Raw genomic sequence first — 16,631 nt, 5'->3', positions numbered from 1 at the left:
ATAAGGGTTTAATAGTTAATAATTCGAATTCCAAAAAACAATTCTAAGACTTTTAAGTTGAAAATATAGTCGTATTTAGAATTAATTAATCTGTTTTCTGCATTTGTTAATCTAAATTTAGATTGACTTAGTTCAAAAGCATTAGACACACCAACTTCAAAGCGTTGCTGAGCATACTCAAAAGCTAGTTCTTGAGACTCGACAGCTTTTAAGGCTGCTTCATAAGCTTTGGCCGATCCCTGAGCATCAACATAAGCTTGATATACATTGGATTCCAAATCCAATTCAGCTTGCTCCAGCTGAAATTCTGCACGTCTGGTATTCACTTCCGCTCTCTTAATAGAGTTTCTTGTTGCAAAACCATTGAAAACCGGAATATCAAGTTGTACACCATAAGTTAAACCGTCATTTCTCCACAATTGGTCTATAAAATTTCTCGGCCCTATGGTTTGGAATTGAAAATTTGGAACGACTACAGCTCCTCCTGTAGACTCTAGAATTCCAATTTGTCTGGTGGGACTGTTTGGATCTAGACCGCCTTGAACTGTTCTGTCTCTATCTGTTTCTCTGGTGTTGTAGTTGACAAATCCGCTTAATGACGGGTAAAGCTGTGATCTAGCTATTTGAACATCTTTTACAGCTAAGTCTACATTTTGCTCTGCCACTTTAACTTCGTAACGCTCTTCCCTTGATTTTGCAATAATCTCTTCAGGTGTTTTAGACATGATATCTGTGATAGGGACGTTATACTCCTCATCTGCAATATCAAAATTTTGATAATTTTTTATAAGTAGTGTTTGCGCTAAGCTGATTTTAGAGATTCTTAAATTATTTTCAGCGACAACGATTTGTTGTTCTTCATCTGCATTTGTGGCCTTAATTTCTAACAAGTCTCCCTGAGGGGCAGTTCCTATCTCTACAGTTTTTCGTGTTTGTTCAATTTGCTCCTGAGTTACATTATTTTGCTCTATTAAAACTTCAAGTTGCTGTTTATTGACAAGGATCTGTAAATAAGCATTTGCTACAAATAACGCAATATCATCTTTCATCAATTGAAGTGAATACTGACTTGCCAGTTGCTCTAGTTTAGCTCTCTGGAATACTCTTAAATTTCGTAAACCGTCAAATATGGTTATTCCTGAGGTTGCATTTACAGAAAAGTTACGAGTCACTTGACTCTCCAGAACTCCTGTGGTTATATTTTGAGTTAAACCAGAGTTCCAGGTATTGTTAGAATTTCCATTAAGTGAAGGCAGGTAGTTTCCTATAGCTTCACTTCTACTGATGTCTGCGGTTTCTAGATCGAGCATCGATTGCTTAATGGATATATTATTATCCATGGCATATTTTACACAAGCCTCAAGAGTCCATCTTGCAGGTATATCGTTTTGCGCATTAAGACCAGAAAAACATCCTAAGAGTATAACACTTAATATTGATAAGGTAAATTTCATTTTCATAATCTTTAATTATCTTCTAGACGATTTAGAAATTGGTCTTTCAACTCTGTTCCAAATTTTTATTTTATCATCTTTAACTATACCAGACTTTACGTGAACGTTTATACCGTCACTAAGGCCGAGTTCGATATCACGACGTTCAAATTCTTGATTGCCTACTTCTACTTCCACAAAAGGAGCTTTGGTTTCTCTATCAAATTGAATTAAGGCTTCTTTAATAGCCATCACATCTTCTGCTTTTTCAAGAATAATAGAAGCGTTTGCGCTTAAACCTGCACGAATAAATATGCCTTTGGTCTCTTTTAAGCTGCCTTCAATTTCAAATTGTACAGCACCATTTTCTTCTACTCCTTGTGGAGCGATGTAATCTAAAATGGCATCGAAAGTTGTGTTTTCTATAGCACCTACTGTAATTTCAAGAGGAAGGTTTTCTTTAATTTTTCCAACTTCAGACTCATCTACTTTGCCTTCAAAAATCATATCGTCTACTTTGGCAATGGTAGCTATGGTTGTTCCTTCATTAAAGTTGTTGGCTTCAATTACTTGGTTACCAACTTTAATAGGCACATTGAGTACCATTCCAGAGATGCGCGCTTTTATTTCGGTTGTTGCAGCGTTACCTGCATCTTGAGTTGTTCCCGTTTGAATGATTTCGTAATTTTCTTCAGCAGCAGCTACGTTTTGCTTTGCATTGTCCATAGCATTTTTAGCCAAATCAAAATCGTTTGCAGAAATCACACCTTTTTCAAATAATTCCTTTTGACGATTAAACAGTTTATTTTCGTTTTCTAAATTAATTCTAGTTTGTCGCAATTGGTTTTTAGCAGAATTCAAGCTAGTTATATTTGGCACTACTTTCAGTTGAGCTACTAAATCTCCAACTTGAACCATATCACCAGGCTTAACCAATAATACATCTACAATTCCTGAGATGTTGGGTTTTACTTCTACCTCTTCACGTGGTTTTAAAGTTCCCGTAGCAACTGTTTTCCTAATTATAGTTTCAACAGTAGATTGCTCAGTTTGAAAAACTAATAGACTCTCTTGATTTTTTTGATACAAATAATACAGGGATCCACCAAAGAGCGAAACGATGATTAATATAACAACAATGGTAACGACTTTCTTCATTTTTATTTAGGTATTAGTTCTTTTAGTTTTTATTCAGTACGTAAGGCATCAACTGGTTTTACTTTTATTGCATTTTGGGCAGGAATAAATCCGGCTAACAATCCAGTAATGATTAATATGGTTAAGGCAATAATAACGGTTTGCAAATCTACGCTTGGATTCACAAATGGGATATCACTATCTTTTGGTAAAAATTGATTAATTAGTCCTAGAATTCCTGTGGCAAAAACAATTCCTGCCATTCCAGCAATTATAGTTAAAAAAACGGATTCGAATAAAATTTGTCCACGAATTTCCCATGGCGTTGCACCAAGGGCACGTCTTACACCAATTTCGTTGGTACGTTCTTTTACCACAATCAACATGATATTGCTAATACCGATTACTCCGGAGAGTAAAATCAAAATTCCTACAAAATAGGCAACTGCATTTAAGGCAATAAACAAACCTTGTATTTTTGAAAATTGTTCGTATAAATCGAAGTTGCCAATTGCACGATCATCTTCTGGATGAATTCGATGGTTGGTTTTGATGATGCTAAAAATTTGTTCTTTTAAACTGGTAATCGAAAAATCATCTTCTGCTGTAATGGCTATCCAGCCTACAACCTCTCCATAGTTAAAGGCTTGAGAGAAAGCTGTAAAAGGAGTGTAAACTTTTTTTTGTTCTTCCTCAGCATCACCACCGCCAAATCCACGTTTTTTATAAACGCCAATCACCATAAAATTTACACTATTGACCTTGATGTAAGTACCCAGTGGATCTTCATCAATTTCATAAAGTTCATTCAAAACACCTTCGCCAATAACGGCAACTTTACGCTTGTTTTCTATGTCATTTTGATTGATAAAACGCCCTCTTAAAATCTTCAAAGATTCCTGATTCAAGATTTCAGGATAGTCTCCAGACACATAAAAATCTCCGTTTTTTAAGCCTCGAACTACATTGTTAGATCCTCCAAATCCACCAAGTTGGTTTCTTGGAGAGACATATTTTAAACCATTCACTTTTTGTTCAATAGCCGTTATATCATTGACGTCAAAGTTGTAACGTCTTCCTTTCGGCAAACCATCGTAAGGTCTCGAAGCAGTCTGAGTCCACATAAACATGGAGTTGGTTGATATACCTGAGAATATCCCTTTCACACCATTCTCCAAACCATTTCCAGCTGCTAGTAAAAGTACAAGAATAAAAATTCCCCAAAATACACCAAAGGCGGTAAGCACCGTCCTAAATATATTAGAGGATAGTGATTCAATTACTTCATTCCATTTGTCTCTATTAAACATATTATTCGTCTCTTAATGCATCTATGGGTTTAATTTTTGCTCCGCGCCATGCTGGGAAAAATCCAGCAAAAGCTCCTGCTACAACCAAAATAACAACTGTGGTCAAGGCAATGCTGAAGTCTACCGATGGATTTACCATAAAATCTAATTCAAACATAGGCCCTACAATTTCTAATAAACCTAAGCCTAAAATTAAACCGATTATTCCAGAAAAAGCAGTCACAAAAATAGATTCATGTAAAACCATCCCAATGATAGACATGGGTCTAGCGCCTAAAGCTTTTCGGATGCCAATTTCTTTGGTGCGTTCCTTAACAATGATGAGCATAATATTACTCACCCCAATTATTCCTGCCATCAGAGTGGCAATACCAACAAACCAGAAAAATATTTTCATGGCAGATATAAGTTGATAAATATTTTTGGTGTTTTCAATGTTATTACTGAAAGACATTCCGCTTGTATCTAAAGGACTAATCAGTAATTTAGCTTTGAGTTGGCGTTCAATTTGAGCTGTAAATTTGTTGGATATAGCTAAAGCTTCGTCGTAATCATCTATTTTAGGTAAAGTAAATCCCATAGATCTGATTTTATTTCCTGCACCAGAGACAACTTGCGTTGTGGTTATAGGCAAAAATACACGAGATTCTTCCCTATCTCCACCTGGGTCCGTGAATACTCCAACCACTTTATAATTTAAATCTCTTATAATAATGTATTCTCCTAAGGGCGATTTATCTTTAAATAAATCCTTTTTAACTTGATTTCCAATAACCACATACTTTTCAGAATTATCAACATCGTTTTGATTGATAAATCTTCCTTCTATGATGGATGCATTCTCTAAATACTGAAAATCAGGCATAACTCCTTGCACACGATAGCTTCCAAATTCTTTTTTATAGGAAATTAATCCACCTCTATTTTGATAAACCGAAGATTTATAAACTACTTCATCTTTACCTCCTAAAGCCAGTTCGTAATCTTCATCGGTAAACTGAATTCTTCTTCCAGGATTTAAGCCTTTGTATGCTAAGTTAGTAGTACCTGGGTAAATATTAATAATGTTTGATGCGTCGTTTTTAAATTGTTTTTCAATGCCATTTTGCATGCCAACACTCACTCCTAACAATATAATAAGAATAAAAATCCCAGAACCAACTGAAACCCCCGTAAGAAAAGTCCTTAACATATTCTTTGAAATGGTTTCGAAAACCTCTTGCCAACGTTCTAAACTAAACATTTTGCATTGCTCTTACTTGGGTTATTTTTTTATCTTCTATAATGACACCATCTTTTAGATTCACTATTCGCTTAGTCATTTGAGCGATATCTTTCTCGTGGGTAACTATTAAAACAGTCCTGCCTTCATCATTTATTTTTTGGATTAAATCCATGATTTCATAAGACGTTTTGGAATCTAAAGCTCCGGTTAACTCATCTGCAAGTAGCACTTTTGGATTACTCGCTAATGCTCTTGCAATGGCAACTCTTTGTTTTTGTCCTCCCGAAAGTTCATTAGGCTTATGAGTAGCCCAATCTGCAAGGCCTACTTTTTCAAGATAAGCCATAGACCTTTCCATCCGTTTCGCTCTTTTCATACCTTGGTAGAACAAAGGAAGAGCGACATTGTCTATAGCAGACTTGTAATTGATTAAATTGAAAGATTGAAAAATAAAACCTAAAAACTTATTTCTATATTGAGCGGCAAGCTTCTCATTAAGATTTTTGATTGGCACCCCGTCTAACGTATATGAACCTTGGTCTGCTTCATCAAGCATTCCAAGAATGTTAAGAAGCGTAGACTTGCCAGACCCAGAAGATCCCATAATAGCAACCAATTCTCCCTCTTCAACATTAAAATTGATTCCCTTCAACACGTGAAGAGAGTTCTTTCCCATTTTGTAGGACTTATGCAAATTTTTAATTTCTATCATAATTGAGTAGTTACTTCCATTAAGACTTGTAAATGTTAGAAACGTTACAGAGCACCTTGTTATTAAAGTGTTAAAATTTAAATAATTTTTATGAAACTATATAATGTTTAAAGTTTAGATAAAATGAAAGTGGGGTTATCTTTGTTTAAAAAACCTTTGGACACAATCAATTTAAATAACATTAGAGTTTATGCCTATCACGGGTGTTTACCAGAAGAAACTAAGATAGGAAGTGATTATAAAGTGGATATAAGTGTTGATGCAAATCTGGATATATCAGCGGAATCCGATGAGCTATCTGATACAGTAGATTACGTTCATCTCAATAAAATCGTAAAGGAAGAAATGGCTATAGCTTCTAAACTTCTGGAACATGTCGCTAAGCGTATTTTAGATAGAATCTTCGCTGAACTCGAGATAGTGAAAAAGGCAAAAGTTAAAGTTGCTAAACTAAATCCTCCATTGGGAGGCGATGTGGAGGATGTCAATATTACTTTATCTAAAAAAAGAGGTTGAATCTAATTGATAGATTAGCATTGGGAATAAAAAAAAATTCTTAAATTTGCAGTCTTCAAAAAAGGTGTCGTGGCCGAGTGGCTAGGCAGTGGTCTGCAAAACCATCTACAGCGGTTCGAATCCGCTCGACACCTCAACAATACATAGATTAAAGCCTGACTATCAGATAGTTAGGCTTTTTTGTTTATCAACTTGTAACCCACATTTGTAACCCACAAATTAAAATAACCCCTCTTTAAGGTTTAATATAAGTTATTTACTTGCATTGAATTTTTTGTTGCTTTCTCTCTATTAATTCTTTGAATTCAACTATTAAATGCAACTTTTAGATTTAATCATTATAGATTTTTTTTAAAACAGTCTTTACAGAAATCACTGATTGCCAAATAAAACAGATACAAGAGAAATTATATCTAAGACCTAGAAAAAGGTTTAATTATGAAAATCTTATATTTGAAATGAATCAATTTCTATTTAATGCTGAAGATGCATTTATGACTTGAATCCAAATACCAAGTAAAACCCTTTATTATGAAAAAACTATTACTTATAACCACATTTCTTTTTACACTTACATTTTACGCCCAAGACAACCCAGATTTTTATCTTGCCCCCAATGGGATGACTTGCCTATGTCCAGAGGCTGAATTTGGAGACACAGGAACCTTAACCATTAACGGTGAAGCCAAAACCTTTACAAAAAGGAGTCGTGCACAACTTATTGCATTCTTTTATTATAATGATCAACAAAATCCCGATATCACCTTAACCTGTACAAGTGGTATAAGTGATATGGGATTTATGTTTTATAATGCAACTTCATTTGACCAACCCCTAAATAATTGGGATGTAAGTAATGTTACAGATATGGCTGCTATGTTTTATGGTGCAACATCTTTTAACCAACCTCTCGATTCTTGGGATGTAAGTAATGTTACAGATATGAAAAGCATGTTTTATGCAACATCTTTTAACCAACCTCTCGATTCTTGGGATGTAAGTAATGTTACAGGTATGAATATTATGTTTTATAACGCTACTTCTTTTAACCAACCCTTGAATTCTTGGGATGTGAGTAATGTTACTAATATGCGAAGCATGTTTAATCGTGCAGAGTCATTTGACCAACCCCTTGACAATTGGGATGTAAGCCAAGTAACTTCTATGGCTTCGATGTTTGCTAATGCAGCTTCATTTAACCAACCCCTTAATAATTGGAATGTAAGTAATGTTACTTATATGAGTGGTATGTTTGCTAATGCAACTTCATTTAACCAACCCCTAAATAATTGGGATGTAAGTAAGGTTAAAAATATGATAGGTATGTTTTCGAGAACTCCATTTAACCAACCTTTAAACAGCTGGGATGTAAGTAGTGTTACTAATATGGAGGGCATGTTTAATAGGGCTGCATCTTTTAACCAACCCCTTAATTCTTGGGATGTAAGTAATGTTATAGATATGGGATCTATGTTTGATGGTGCAAAATCTTTTGACCAATTTCTCGATTCTTGGGATGTAAGTAATGTTTCTAACATGAAGTTTATGTTTTATGGTGCAGAATCATTTGACCAACCTCTAAATAATTGGGATGTAAGTAATGTTACAGATATGGCTGTTATGTTTTATCTTGCAATATCTTTTGACCAACCTCTAAATAATTGGGATGTAAGTCAAGTTTGGGTTATGGAAGCTATGTTTTCTTATGCAGAGTCATTTAACCAACCCCTAAATAATTGGGATGTAAGCCAAGTCACTGATATGAGGATTATGTTTCAAAATGCAGAGTCATTTAACCAACCTCTCGATAATTGGGATATAAGTGGGGTAACTGCTATGTATTCTATGTTTAGAGGCGCATCATCATTTGACCAACCCCTAAATAATTGGGATATAAGTCAAGTAACTGGAATGGGAAGTATGTTTTTAAGCGCAACTTCATTTAACCAAGATCTATTAGGATGGTGCGTAGAGCAAATACCAAATGAACCCCAAGGTTTTGCTTTTAACTCTGCTTTGCAAGACGACTTCTTCCCAAATTGGGGTGCAGAGTGTAACTTATCAACAACAAACCCAGACGCTATTGGATTTAATATTCTAATATATCCTAACCCCTCAAATTCAAAAGTGTTTATAGAAAATGATGGGCAAATAATTCTTTCTAAAATTAAATTGATTGATATGTTAGGTCGAGACATTAAGATCTTCTCGGCAAGTCAAATAACTCATGGTCTTGATGTTTCAGGAGTAGATGCGGGTAATTATTTTGTTCAGTTTACAACAGTAGATAACCAACAATTTGTAAGGCGATTAATTGTGAAGTAATTATTTATTGTAAAATATTTTAATTATTAAAGCCTCTACAAAAACTGTAGAGGCTTTTTAGTTAGTTGAAGAGATTTCAAACCCTTTAAAACTGAATATCGAAAAACTGTTTAAGAATTAATATAATTGGGCCTATAAACTCTTAATAAGAATATTAAATTTTTAATAAATCAATTGTTATTTAATGCTCAAGTTGCATTTATGACTTGATTCAGCTTCCCTTTTTAATGTCGAAAAAAAAATTACTTTAAAAATACTTTCTTTTAGGGTAGTACGATTCGTATGGTTTTAGTCTTTTTAACTTGTGTAATTCTTCGCGCGCGCGTATTGTTTCCCTTTTGCTCTTTTATAGTATGTAATTTTTGTAATAATAAAGATTTCGGTTTTCACTTTACCCGTTTATAAGTTAACACTAACTCTTTTATGGTGTCTAATTTGTCGAGTAATGAATATTTTTTAGGTTTCCATTTTACGATTCATATCCTTTGATGATTAAATTTAGACTTGAATAAACTTGTTTAATCAAAAACAGCCTAAAGTGAATTATTTACTTTAGGCTGATGTAATAAATATTTTAAATTGTGTAATTAACTCAGGTTTCGCACCCATTATTTACAGGGTTTAATTGGAAAAAAATAGCATGAAAACCAAGGGGAACCCCTGGTTTTACTGTATCTTTAAGTAACTAAACACAAAGTACAAAACATGCTACAACACGAATATATTGCAAAAGTTCAAGAAATAAAAGGGAAGTTTAATAAGGTTTGGTTTAATTCAGACTATTTACGGGCACATCTAAATATTTTAGGCTTCAATAGAATAAAAAAACAATTCAGTTGGTGCAAAAAGGCGGGTTTTTCATTTGAGGATTTGATCGCTACGCTCTTGATTTTGCCCCTTATTGGAATTAATTCTATTTATGGACTTACAACTGACAAAGATCCAGAACTTAATAAATGTGGAAAAGATTCATACTATCGAATCTTGGCAAATCAAAAAATTAATTGGAGAGCTTTTTTGGCCCAGTTTGTAAAGCAATATCTATTGAAAGATGAACTCTTCACGCCCTCAGCAGACCCTACAAGATGCTTGATCTTTGATGATACTGATCTTTCAAAAACAGGAAAGACTATTGAAGGAGTCTCAAAGATCTACAACCATGTGTCAAAGACCTACTATTTAGGTTTCAAGCTACTTGTGGCTGGGTATTGGAATGGAAGTGTTTTTATCCCCATTGATTTTAGTCTGCACCGTGAGAGCAAAACATCAAGATTAAAATATGGTCTAACCGCAAAGCAGCGTAAGGCCCAAAAGAAGACACCAAGATGTAGTAAAACAGTTGCGGCAAAGAGGTATAGGGAACTCAATAAAAAGAAAACAGACCTAGTAGTGCAAATGTTTTCCAGGGTTGTAAAGCGTAAAATTCCTGTAGACTATATTTTAATAGATACCTGGTTTACAAGTGTGGGATTACTTAAAAAGTTACGAAGTATTTGCAGTTCGACCCATATTATTGGGATGTATAAATACAATAGTAAAATTGAAGTCAGATCAAAGGTCAAAACTTTAGCACAACTTAAAAAACAGAAAGCAAAGCCCAAGCGCTGTCGTAAATTCAATTACTACTACCATCATTACATAGCTGAAATTGATGGGCTCAAGGTTGCTCTCTTTATCTCAAAACGTGGGAAGAACGGCAAATGGCACACCTTAATAACCACCGATACATCACTCAAATTTGTAAAAGCAATTGAAGTATATAGTATTCGATGGTCAATTGAAGTCTTTTTTAAAGAAGCCAAGCAGCTCTTTGGCCTTGGAAAGTGTCAGTCTACCAATTTTGATGTCCAGATTGCACAAATAACAATTGCAATGACCCAATATCTGCTTACAAGTATTAGGTACAGAATGGAGGCTTATGAAACCATAGGCGGATTATTTAAAGATTTAAAACAGGATTATATTGAAAATAAGCTGAATATCAGAATATTGGCAGTTGTCAACTTAATTTTAACCAATTTGGAAAAACTAGTAGAATCAATTGATATTGAACTTATTACATCCAAAATAATAGAGGATATTGAGAGTTATGGGTTTCTAACAAATACCCATAGCTTTAATCATCAAGGTGTTAAGTGAAATTGATTAGGTGCGAAACTTGAGTAATTAAGTAAGTATTTACACTTTAATTAATTTTCGCTTTCCATGATTACATTACTCACAAAATTATCAAATTGAATAATTGATTTGTTTAAACAACTTTCAAGAAGTTTAGCCCTTTGTTGCATAGGGTTGGATGCAGTAATTGAGAATGAACTATTGCCGTTTCCAATTTTTTGACTTTCATTATAAGCTGATGCATTTACTTCAAATTCGTTTTCATAATCCTTACCCTTATAAGTTGTATTGACGTGTATCACTGCGACTGCATTGACATTGTATTGACTATTTCCAGTCAAGAGTGTTGACCCAATAGATGAGGCTGATCTCTTAATAAGCAAAAGGTCGACTAACTCTATTTCTATATCCATTTTATTGTCAGAATAATTATTGAATTTACTAGAAAAATAAGAGTCCCACAATCTAGTAAATGCAGTTGTAGAAGCATATTCAAATGCTTGGTTATTTTTTTTAAGTTTCCGTTCTTCATTACAGATCTAAGGGTAATAAAGCCATCTGGAACATCAGAAACTAAATTATAATCAGCCTCAATATTCTTATTATCTGCCATGAGCATAGTTTGATCACTAAGATTAGTGAGTGATGGAATAGGTGTAATAAGGAGATTTTTCCAAAAGAAAACAGACCTAAGAAAAGTTACGGTGAAACGAATAAAAGAAGTTGAAAGATTATTAAATAACTCAAGTTTCGCACCCATTATTTACAGGGTTTAATTGGAAAAAAATAGCATGAAAACCAAGGGAAACCCCTGGTTTTACTGTATCTTTAAGTAACTAAACACAAAGTACAAAACATGCTACAACACGAATATATTGCAAAAGTTCAAGAAATAAAAGGGAAGTTTAATAAGGTTTGGTTTAATTCAGACTATTTACGGGCACATCTAAATATTTTAGGCTTCAATAGAATAAAAAAACAATTCAGTTGGTGCAAAAAGGCGGGTTTTTCATTTGAGGATTTGATCGCTACACTCTTGATTTTGCCCCTTATTGGAATGGCTCTAGTTTAGGTCTGCGTTGATATTAAGTTTTCATATCTAGATTCGATTTGATTATACCGTTTCAATGTACCTAGAGCAATTGTTTCTTCCACAAAGGCGTTGGCTCTATCGCTTCTAGACTTTATATTTTCCTTTATTCGATACCAATTCATATATTGTTGTAGATATTTTGTTGATACTCCCCAAAAGGTATTTTCAATCCATTTTTTAACTCTATTGTGAGTAGAATTAACGTGTTGTATGTGATACTTTCCTTTTACTCTTTCTCCTTTTGATGCATTTACGATGTGGAACTCTGTTTCGCTATCTTTGGCAAACCCTTTATAACTGTGATGGGCATCGCTACACAATATGGTTATATCCTTTATAACACGTTTACCGATAGCATTTTCTATATCTACTTTTCCTATTCGACCGAGTTTAGCCACGCTAAGGTCTAATGTTGATTTTCTATCCTGTGTTACAATTACCGCAACTTGATCTTTACTTATACCTCTCTTTTTAGACTTACCGCCTCTTTTTCTTGATTCCCTATCTTTTACCTCCATACCTTTTTCTGATCTTAGGAAAAAGGTTTCGTCACTCTCTGTAATACCTGTAAAGTTGTCTTGGTCATCGTCATTTTTAGTATCGAATGAAGCTAATATCTTATGACGCCAATCAAAGGCTGTCTTTTTATTGATGCCTAATTCTGAACTTATTTTATCTAAACTTTTTTCTTGAACCATAAGACTTAAATAAGATGAAATCATATCCTTTCTTTGAAGTCCCGCCATCCAAGTGCCAGTATATTCAGTAAAGCTTCTATTGCAAGACTTGCACTTATAGCGCTGCGAGCCTTTGTCAACTCCAAAACGAACATATTTTTCATGTAAACAATGTGGGCATCCGCCCATTTTATTATCTAAAATATGGCGACGGGAAGCCCGCTCAACCAATTGATTATGCTCAAGTGAATCTGTAATATCCTTTAACAGATTATCACGATCTAGAGTGGATAGTGATAGTATTTCCTCTTTTAGATTATCTATGTTCATAATCTAAATATACATATAATAGCTGTATTAAACTAGAGCCATTGGAATTAATTCTATTTATGGACTTACAACTGACAAAGATCCAGAACTTAATAAATGTGGAAAAGATTCATACTATCGAATCTTGGCAAATCAAAAAATTAATTGGAGAGCTTTTTTGGCCCAGTTTGTAAAGCAATATCTATTGAAAGATGAACTCTTCACCCCCTCAGCAGACCCTACAAGATGCTTGATCTTTGATGATACTGATCTTTCAAAAACAGGAAAGACTATTGAAGGAGTCTCAAAGATCTACAACCATGTGTCAAAGACCTACTATTTAGGTTTCAAGCTACTTGTGGCTGGGTATTGGAATGGAAGTGTTTTTATCCCCATTGATTTTAGTCTGCACCGTGAGAGCAAAACATCAAGATTAAAATATGGTCTAACCGCAAAGCAGCGTAAGGCCCAAAAGAAGACACCAAGATGTAGTAAAACAGTTGCGGCAAAGAGGTATAGGGAACTCAATAAAAAGAAAACAGACCTAGTAGTGCAAATGTTTTCCAGGGTTGTAAAGCGTAAAATTTCTGTAGACTATATTTTAATAGATACCTGGTTTACAAGTGTGGGATTACTTAAAAAGTTACGAAGTATTTGCAGTTCGACCCATATTATTGGGATGTATAAATACAATAGTAAAATTGAAGTCAGATCAAAGGTCAAAACTTTAGCACAACTTAAAAAACAGAAAGCAAAGCCCAAGCGCTGTCGTAAATTCAATTACTACTACCATCATTACATAGCTGAAATTGATGGGCTCAAGGTTGCTCTCTTTATTTCGAAGCGTGGGAAGAACGGCAAATGGCACACCTTAATAACCACTGATACATCACTCAAATTTGTAAAAGCAATTGAAGTATATAGTATTCGATGGTCAATTGAAGTCTTTTTTAAAGAAGCCAAGCAGCTCTTTGGTCTTGGAAAGTGTCAGTCTACCAATTTTGATGTCCAGATTGCACAAATAACAATTGCAATGACCCAATATCTGCTCACAAGTATTCGGTACAGAATGGAGGCTTATGAAACCATAGGCGGATTATTTAAAGATTTAAAACAGGATTATATTGAAAATAAGCTGAATATCAGAATATTGGCAGTTGTCAACTTAATTTTAACCAATTTGGAAAAACTAGTAGAATCAATTGATATTGAACTTATTACATCCAAAATAATAGAGGATATTGAGAGTTATGGGTTTCTAACAAATACCCATAGCTTTAATCATCAAGGTGTTAAGTGAAATTGATTAGGTGCGAAACTTGAGTTCTTCTATATATCTAGGTAACACAGAAATGTAACTTTCAACATAAGGCTTGCCTGTTTTTGCAACGGCAAAACAGTTTTTGAGTATCTTCTTGGCTACGGCGATTAAAGCTAGCTTTTTACTCTTTCATTTGGCTACATATTCCTATCCTAAACTTTAAGTGGATGCTAAATAAATCCGAACTACCACTAAAACCCGACCCTGCAAACAGCACAATTATTTTCCCACAACCATAATAAGCCACGACCACTAAAAATAAAAGAGCTGTTTATTGCCATCCCCCACACATTTAAGAATTACCAGCTATGATATTCTTACCATTTTTTTAGTTCTCCTATAAATTGATTTATACCAAATTATATTTATAATGCCGTATGAATAAATTGAATTATGCTATGACGTAGCTCAGCACAGGTTTTTTGATTGATTGAAATCAAAAATAACTAGCATAGCCTTAGCTACGGTAATTATTTTTAATGAAAAGCAGGCGAAGAAAGCCTGTGCCGAATTCATTTCGGTAAAACGATTTATTGCGCCATTATAGGTCTAATTTGGTATTAGAGCTAATAAAAAAATCAAACCTCTTCAACCAAAATTCGGTCACAAATGGATTTGCCTAAAACCACATCTGTATAACCATCAAACGAAACAGTTAAACTTCCATCAAAAACTTCAATATGGTCAACAGTAATTTTTGTATTGAGTTGGATTGATTTGTTATTCAAGAACAATAAAAATTCGTTGGAACTATCCCGTAATGCTTTTACTATAATAGTTGATTGTACGGAAATTTGAGAAAGCCGATTGTAGTTAGGTCTATTGAAATTTCCGTTTTTATCAGTTAGTGGCGAACCGTGTGGGTCTATTCTTGGAAATCCCATCAACTCATCCATTCGGTTAAAAAATTTATCTGTTTTAATATGCTCTAATTCTTCCGCAATTTCATGAACCTCTTCCCAACCAAATTTCATTATTTTCATTAAAAACATTTCAGACAATCGGTGCTTTCTGATAATTTCAGCGGCCCGTTGTTTACCTTTTTCGGTTATTCTTATCGGTTTGCATTTTTTTGAAATTATAACCCCTTCAGTTTGTAATTTTTTATCATATCGTTTGCAGTGGGCTTACTTACCTGCAATTCTTCCTAAATCAGACAAAGAAATATCCTCGTTCTTTTGATGTAAATAGAACAAAGGCTTAACATAATTCTATTAAATATCTGAAGCCATAAAATAATTTTTAACAAAAAAATAAATAATTATCGAATCATTAGTTTAGACAAGTCTAAATTATTAGTTTTGCAGTTCTAAATAATATTTTAGAAAACTAAAAACAGAAGATTATTATGAACGTTTCAAAAAAACTCCCAGATCTACCGTATAATAAGCAAGCCTTGTTATCCTTTGTAATGGAAGAAACGTTTGATTATCATTTCGGTAAGCATCAGGCCGTTTACGTTAAAAATTTAAATAGTCTTAATCAAGACGCCGAACTTGAAGAAAAGACGGTTGAAGAACTCATTTTAGAAAGACATAAAAAGCAAGACACAGCATTGTTTAGCAACACTTCACAACATTGGAGCCAGAGTTGCCTCTCGCCAAATGGAAGCGGTAGACTCGGTAGAAGCATCAAGGAACTTACGAAACACTATTTTCAAAGTTTTGACAAATTTAAAGCTCAATTTTTAACACTGGCTACAAAATTGTTTGGAGCTGGATGGGCTTGGTTGGCACAAAATGATGCGGGCAAATTGAAACGTATTCCAATGAAAGATTTATATACAACACTAACGGAGTCTAAAGAACCGATTCTTACCTCAGTTGCTTTGGAACATGACTACTACATAGACTATCGTAATGCACGTTCCAAGTTTGTAGAGCGTTTTTGGAATATCGTCAACCATAATATTGACAATATAAATCTAAACAACTAGGTAATGTGTGAAAGCCGTTTAAAGCATATTGAAAATCACTGGAAAGCAAAGACTGAAGTATCGAACGCTTTGTTTAGAAAGGGCGATTATGAACAATCCTTAAATGGATATCGGGACGCACTAGACCATGCCAAGATTTTGAACACCTATAATAAAGAAGCTACTCGACTTAATATTCCATTTGTACAACTGTTTGCGATTTCGTGCAACAACATTGCTTTTACCTATGAAGAAATGAAAATGAAGAAAAAGGGAAGCAAAATGCTCAAAAGGGTAATTTATTTCTTGTTGACGCTCGGTGGGAATAGCACGGTAAATTCAGATGAAATCCAAAGCGAGCTGAAAATAGCGATGCTCAACTATACGAATTATGCTGAGCGGAATAGTCTACAAACACAAAACATTACTAAAGTACGTGAGGATGTAGAAGAGCACCTCACATTGATTGATTGAGTTCACCATTTTCAAATTTAAAATAAATTAAGCTTAACTAACCTTTAAATCAACTATTAATAAAAT

General features: G+C 34.1%; 13 protein-coding genes, 1 tRNA gene and 3 pseudogenes. 9 read left to right on the top strand and 8 right to left on the bottom strand.

What is annotated here, in order from left to right; genetic code table 11:
- Positions 1 to 8: 8 nt before the first annotated feature.
- From P700755_RS08255 to P700755_RS08235, 5 genes are read right to left on the bottom strand one after another with little or no spacing between them, the layout of a single operon-like run.
- Complete coding sequence (locus P700755_RS08255) at positions 9 to 1,460, bottom strand: TolC family protein (protein WP_015024230.1); 1,452 nt, start codon at positions 1,458 to 1,460, stop codon at positions 9 to 11.
- Between the two features lie 9 nt (positions 1,461 to 1,469).
- Positions 1,470 to 2,591 carry an efflux RND transporter periplasmic adaptor subunit gene (locus P700755_RS08250; protein WP_015024229.1) on the bottom strand — a complete coding sequence of 374 codons (1,122 nt, stop codon included), beginning with the start codon at positions 2,589 to 2,591 and terminating at the stop codon, positions 1,470 to 1,472.
- 29 nt (positions 2,592 to 2,620) lie between these two features.
- Positions 2,621 to 3,880 (bottom strand): ABC transporter permease, encoded by a 1,260-nt coding sequence (locus P700755_RS08245; RefSeq protein ID WP_015024228.1) that lies wholly within the window; start codon positions 3,878 to 3,880, stop codon positions 2,621 to 2,623.
- Between the two features lies 1 nt (position 3,881).
- Positions 3,882 to 5,123, bottom strand: coding sequence for an ABC transporter permease (locus P700755_RS08240; protein ID WP_015024227.1), 1,242 nt, complete (start codon positions 5,121 to 5,123; stop codon positions 3,882 to 3,884).
- Entirely contained in the window at positions 5,116 to 5,817 is a 702-nt protein-coding gene (locus P700755_RS08235) for an ABC transporter ATP-binding protein (protein ID WP_041758256.1), read from the bottom strand. The genes P700755_RS08240 and P700755_RS08235 overlap by 8 nt, the downstream gene beginning before the upstream one ends.
- A 123-nt stretch (positions 5,818 to 5,940) precedes the next feature.
- On the opposite strand from P700755_RS08235, the gene folB reads away from it, so the two are divergent.
- The 4 genes from folB to P700755_RS08215 all read left to right on the top strand — a co-directional run bounded on the left by folB (position 5,941) and on the right by P700755_RS08215 (position 10,797).
- Positions 5,941 to 6,333 carry a dihydroneopterin aldolase gene (gene folB, locus P700755_RS08230; RefSeq protein ID WP_015024225.1) on the top strand — a complete coding sequence of 131 codons (393 nt, stop codon included), beginning with the start codon at positions 5,941 to 5,943 and terminating at the stop codon, positions 6,331 to 6,333.
- Positions 6,334 to 6,396: 63 nt separating this feature from the next.
- Positions 6,397 to 6,467, top strand: a tRNA-Cys gene (locus P700755_RS08225).
- A gap of 397 nt (positions 6,468 to 6,864) precedes the next feature.
- A complete protein-coding gene (locus tag P700755_RS08220; protein ID WP_015024224.1) occupies positions 6,865 to 8,658 on the top strand; it encodes a BspA family leucine-rich repeat surface protein in 1,794 nt (597 codons plus the stop codon).
- Positions 8,659 to 9,363: 705 nt separating this feature from the next.
- Complete coding sequence (locus tag P700755_RS08215; protein WP_015022725.1) at positions 9,364 to 10,797, top strand: IS4-like element ISPto3 family transposase; 1,434 nt, start codon at positions 9,364 to 9,366, stop codon at positions 10,795 to 10,797.
- A gap of 50 nt (positions 10,798 to 10,847) precedes the next feature.
- On the opposite strand, the gene P700755_RS08210 is transcribed toward P700755_RS08215, so the two are convergent.
- Positions 10,848 to 11,189: a hypothetical protein gene (locus P700755_RS08210; protein WP_015024223.1), complete on the bottom strand. Its 342-nt coding sequence runs from the start codon at positions 11,187 to 11,189 to the stop codon at positions 10,848 to 10,850.
- Positions 11,190 to 11,414: 225 nt separating this feature from the next.
- Between P700755_RS08210 and P700755_RS21260 the strand changes: the two are divergent.
- Positions 11,415 to 11,516, top strand: a pseudogene (locus P700755_RS21260) (IS30 family transposase); the annotation flags it as partial.
- A 116-nt stretch (positions 11,517 to 11,632) separates the two neighbouring features.
- Positions 11,633 to 11,836 (top strand): annotated as a pseudogene (locus P700755_RS08200) (IS4 family transposase); the annotation flags it as partial.
- Between the two features lie 8 nt (positions 11,837 to 11,844).
- Here the strand turns inward: P700755_RS08200 and P700755_RS08195 are convergent.
- A complete protein-coding gene (locus P700755_RS08195; RefSeq protein ID WP_015022784.1) occupies positions 11,845 to 12,876 on the bottom strand; it encodes an IS1595-like element ISPto1 family transposase in 1,032 nt (343 codons plus the stop codon).
- Between the two features lie 40 nt (positions 12,877 to 12,916).
- On the opposite strand from P700755_RS08195, the pseudogene P700755_RS08190 reads away from it, so the two are divergent.
- Positions 12,917 to 14,155 (top strand): annotated as a pseudogene (locus P700755_RS08190) (IS4-like element ISPto3 family transposase); the annotation flags it as partial.
- A 599-nt stretch (positions 14,156 to 14,754) separates the two neighbouring features.
- Here P700755_RS08190 and P700755_RS18725 read toward each other — a convergent pair.
- Positions 14,755 to 15,228, bottom strand: coding sequence for a metal-dependent transcriptional regulator (locus P700755_RS18725; protein ID WP_281015275.1), 474 nt, complete (start codon positions 15,226 to 15,228; stop codon positions 14,755 to 14,757).
- A 296-nt stretch (positions 15,229 to 15,524) separates the two neighbouring features.
- On the opposite strand from P700755_RS18725, the gene P700755_RS08180 reads away from it, so the two are divergent.
- Together P700755_RS08180 and P700755_RS08175 are read left to right on the top strand one after the other, a co-directional pair.
- Complete coding sequence (locus tag P700755_RS08180; protein ID WP_015024221.1) at positions 15,525 to 16,112, top strand: superoxide dismutase; 588 nt, start codon at positions 15,525 to 15,527, stop codon at positions 16,110 to 16,112.
- 3 nt (positions 16,113 to 16,115) lie between these two features.
- Complete coding sequence (locus P700755_RS08175) at positions 16,116 to 16,565, top strand: hypothetical protein (protein WP_015024220.1); 450 nt, start codon at positions 16,116 to 16,118, stop codon at positions 16,563 to 16,565.
- Positions 16,566 to 16,631: the final 66 nt, after the last annotated feature.

The sequence above is a fragment of the Psychroflexus torquis ATCC 700755 genome (assembly GCF_000153485.2).
Taxonomy (GTDB): domain Bacteria; phylum Bacteroidota; class Bacteroidia; order Flavobacteriales; family Flavobacteriaceae; genus Psychroflexus; species Psychroflexus torquis.
This window is presented reverse-complemented; position numbering and strand designations above follow the sequence as displayed.

Excerpts from the sequence above, each read along its gene's own strand:
- P700755_RS08180 (WP_015024221.1), top strand. The coding sequence starts at position 15,525 with ATGAACGTTTCAAAAAAACTCCCAGATCTACCGTATAATAAGCAAGCC.
- P700755_RS08215 (WP_015022725.1), top strand. The coding sequence starts at position 9,364 with ATGCTACAACACGAATATATTGCAAAAGTTCAAGAAATAAAAGGGAAG.
- P700755_RS08240 (WP_015024227.1), bottom strand. The coding sequence starts at position 5,123 with ATGTTTAGTTTAGAACGTTGGCAAGAGGTTTTCGAAACCATTTCAAAG.
- P700755_RS08255 (WP_015024230.1), bottom strand. The coding sequence starts at position 1,460 with ATGAAAATGAAATTTACCTTATCAATATTAAGTGTTATACTCTTAGGA.
- P700755_RS08235 (WP_041758256.1), bottom strand. The coding sequence starts at position 5,817 with ATGATAGAAATTAAAAATTTGCATAAGTCCTACAAAATGGGAAAGAAC.
- P700755_RS08220 (WP_015024224.1), top strand. The coding sequence starts at position 6,865 with ATGAAAAAACTATTACTTATAACCACATTTCTTTTTACACTTACATTT.
- P700755_RS08245 (WP_015024228.1), bottom strand. The coding sequence starts at position 3,880 with ATGTTTAATAGAGACAAATGGAATGAAGTAATTGAATCACTATCCTCT.
- P700755_RS08250 (WP_015024229.1), bottom strand. The coding sequence starts at position 2,591 with ATGAAGAAAGTCGTTACCATTGTTGTTATATTAATCATCGTTTCGCTC.
- P700755_RS08175 (WP_015024220.1), top strand. The coding sequence starts at position 16,116 with ATGTGTGAAAGCCGTTTAAAGCATATTGAAAATCACTGGAAAGCAAAG.
- folB (WP_015024225.1), top strand. The coding sequence starts at position 5,941 with ATGAAAGTGGGGTTATCTTTGTTTAAAAAACCTTTGGACACAATCAAT.
- P700755_RS08195 (WP_015022784.1), bottom strand. The coding sequence starts at position 12,876 with ATGAACATAGATAATCTAAAAGAGGAAATACTATCACTATCCACTCTA.
- P700755_RS08210 (WP_015024223.1), bottom strand. The coding sequence starts at position 11,189 with ATGGATATAGAAATAGAGTTAGTCGACCTTTTGCTTATTAAGAGATCA.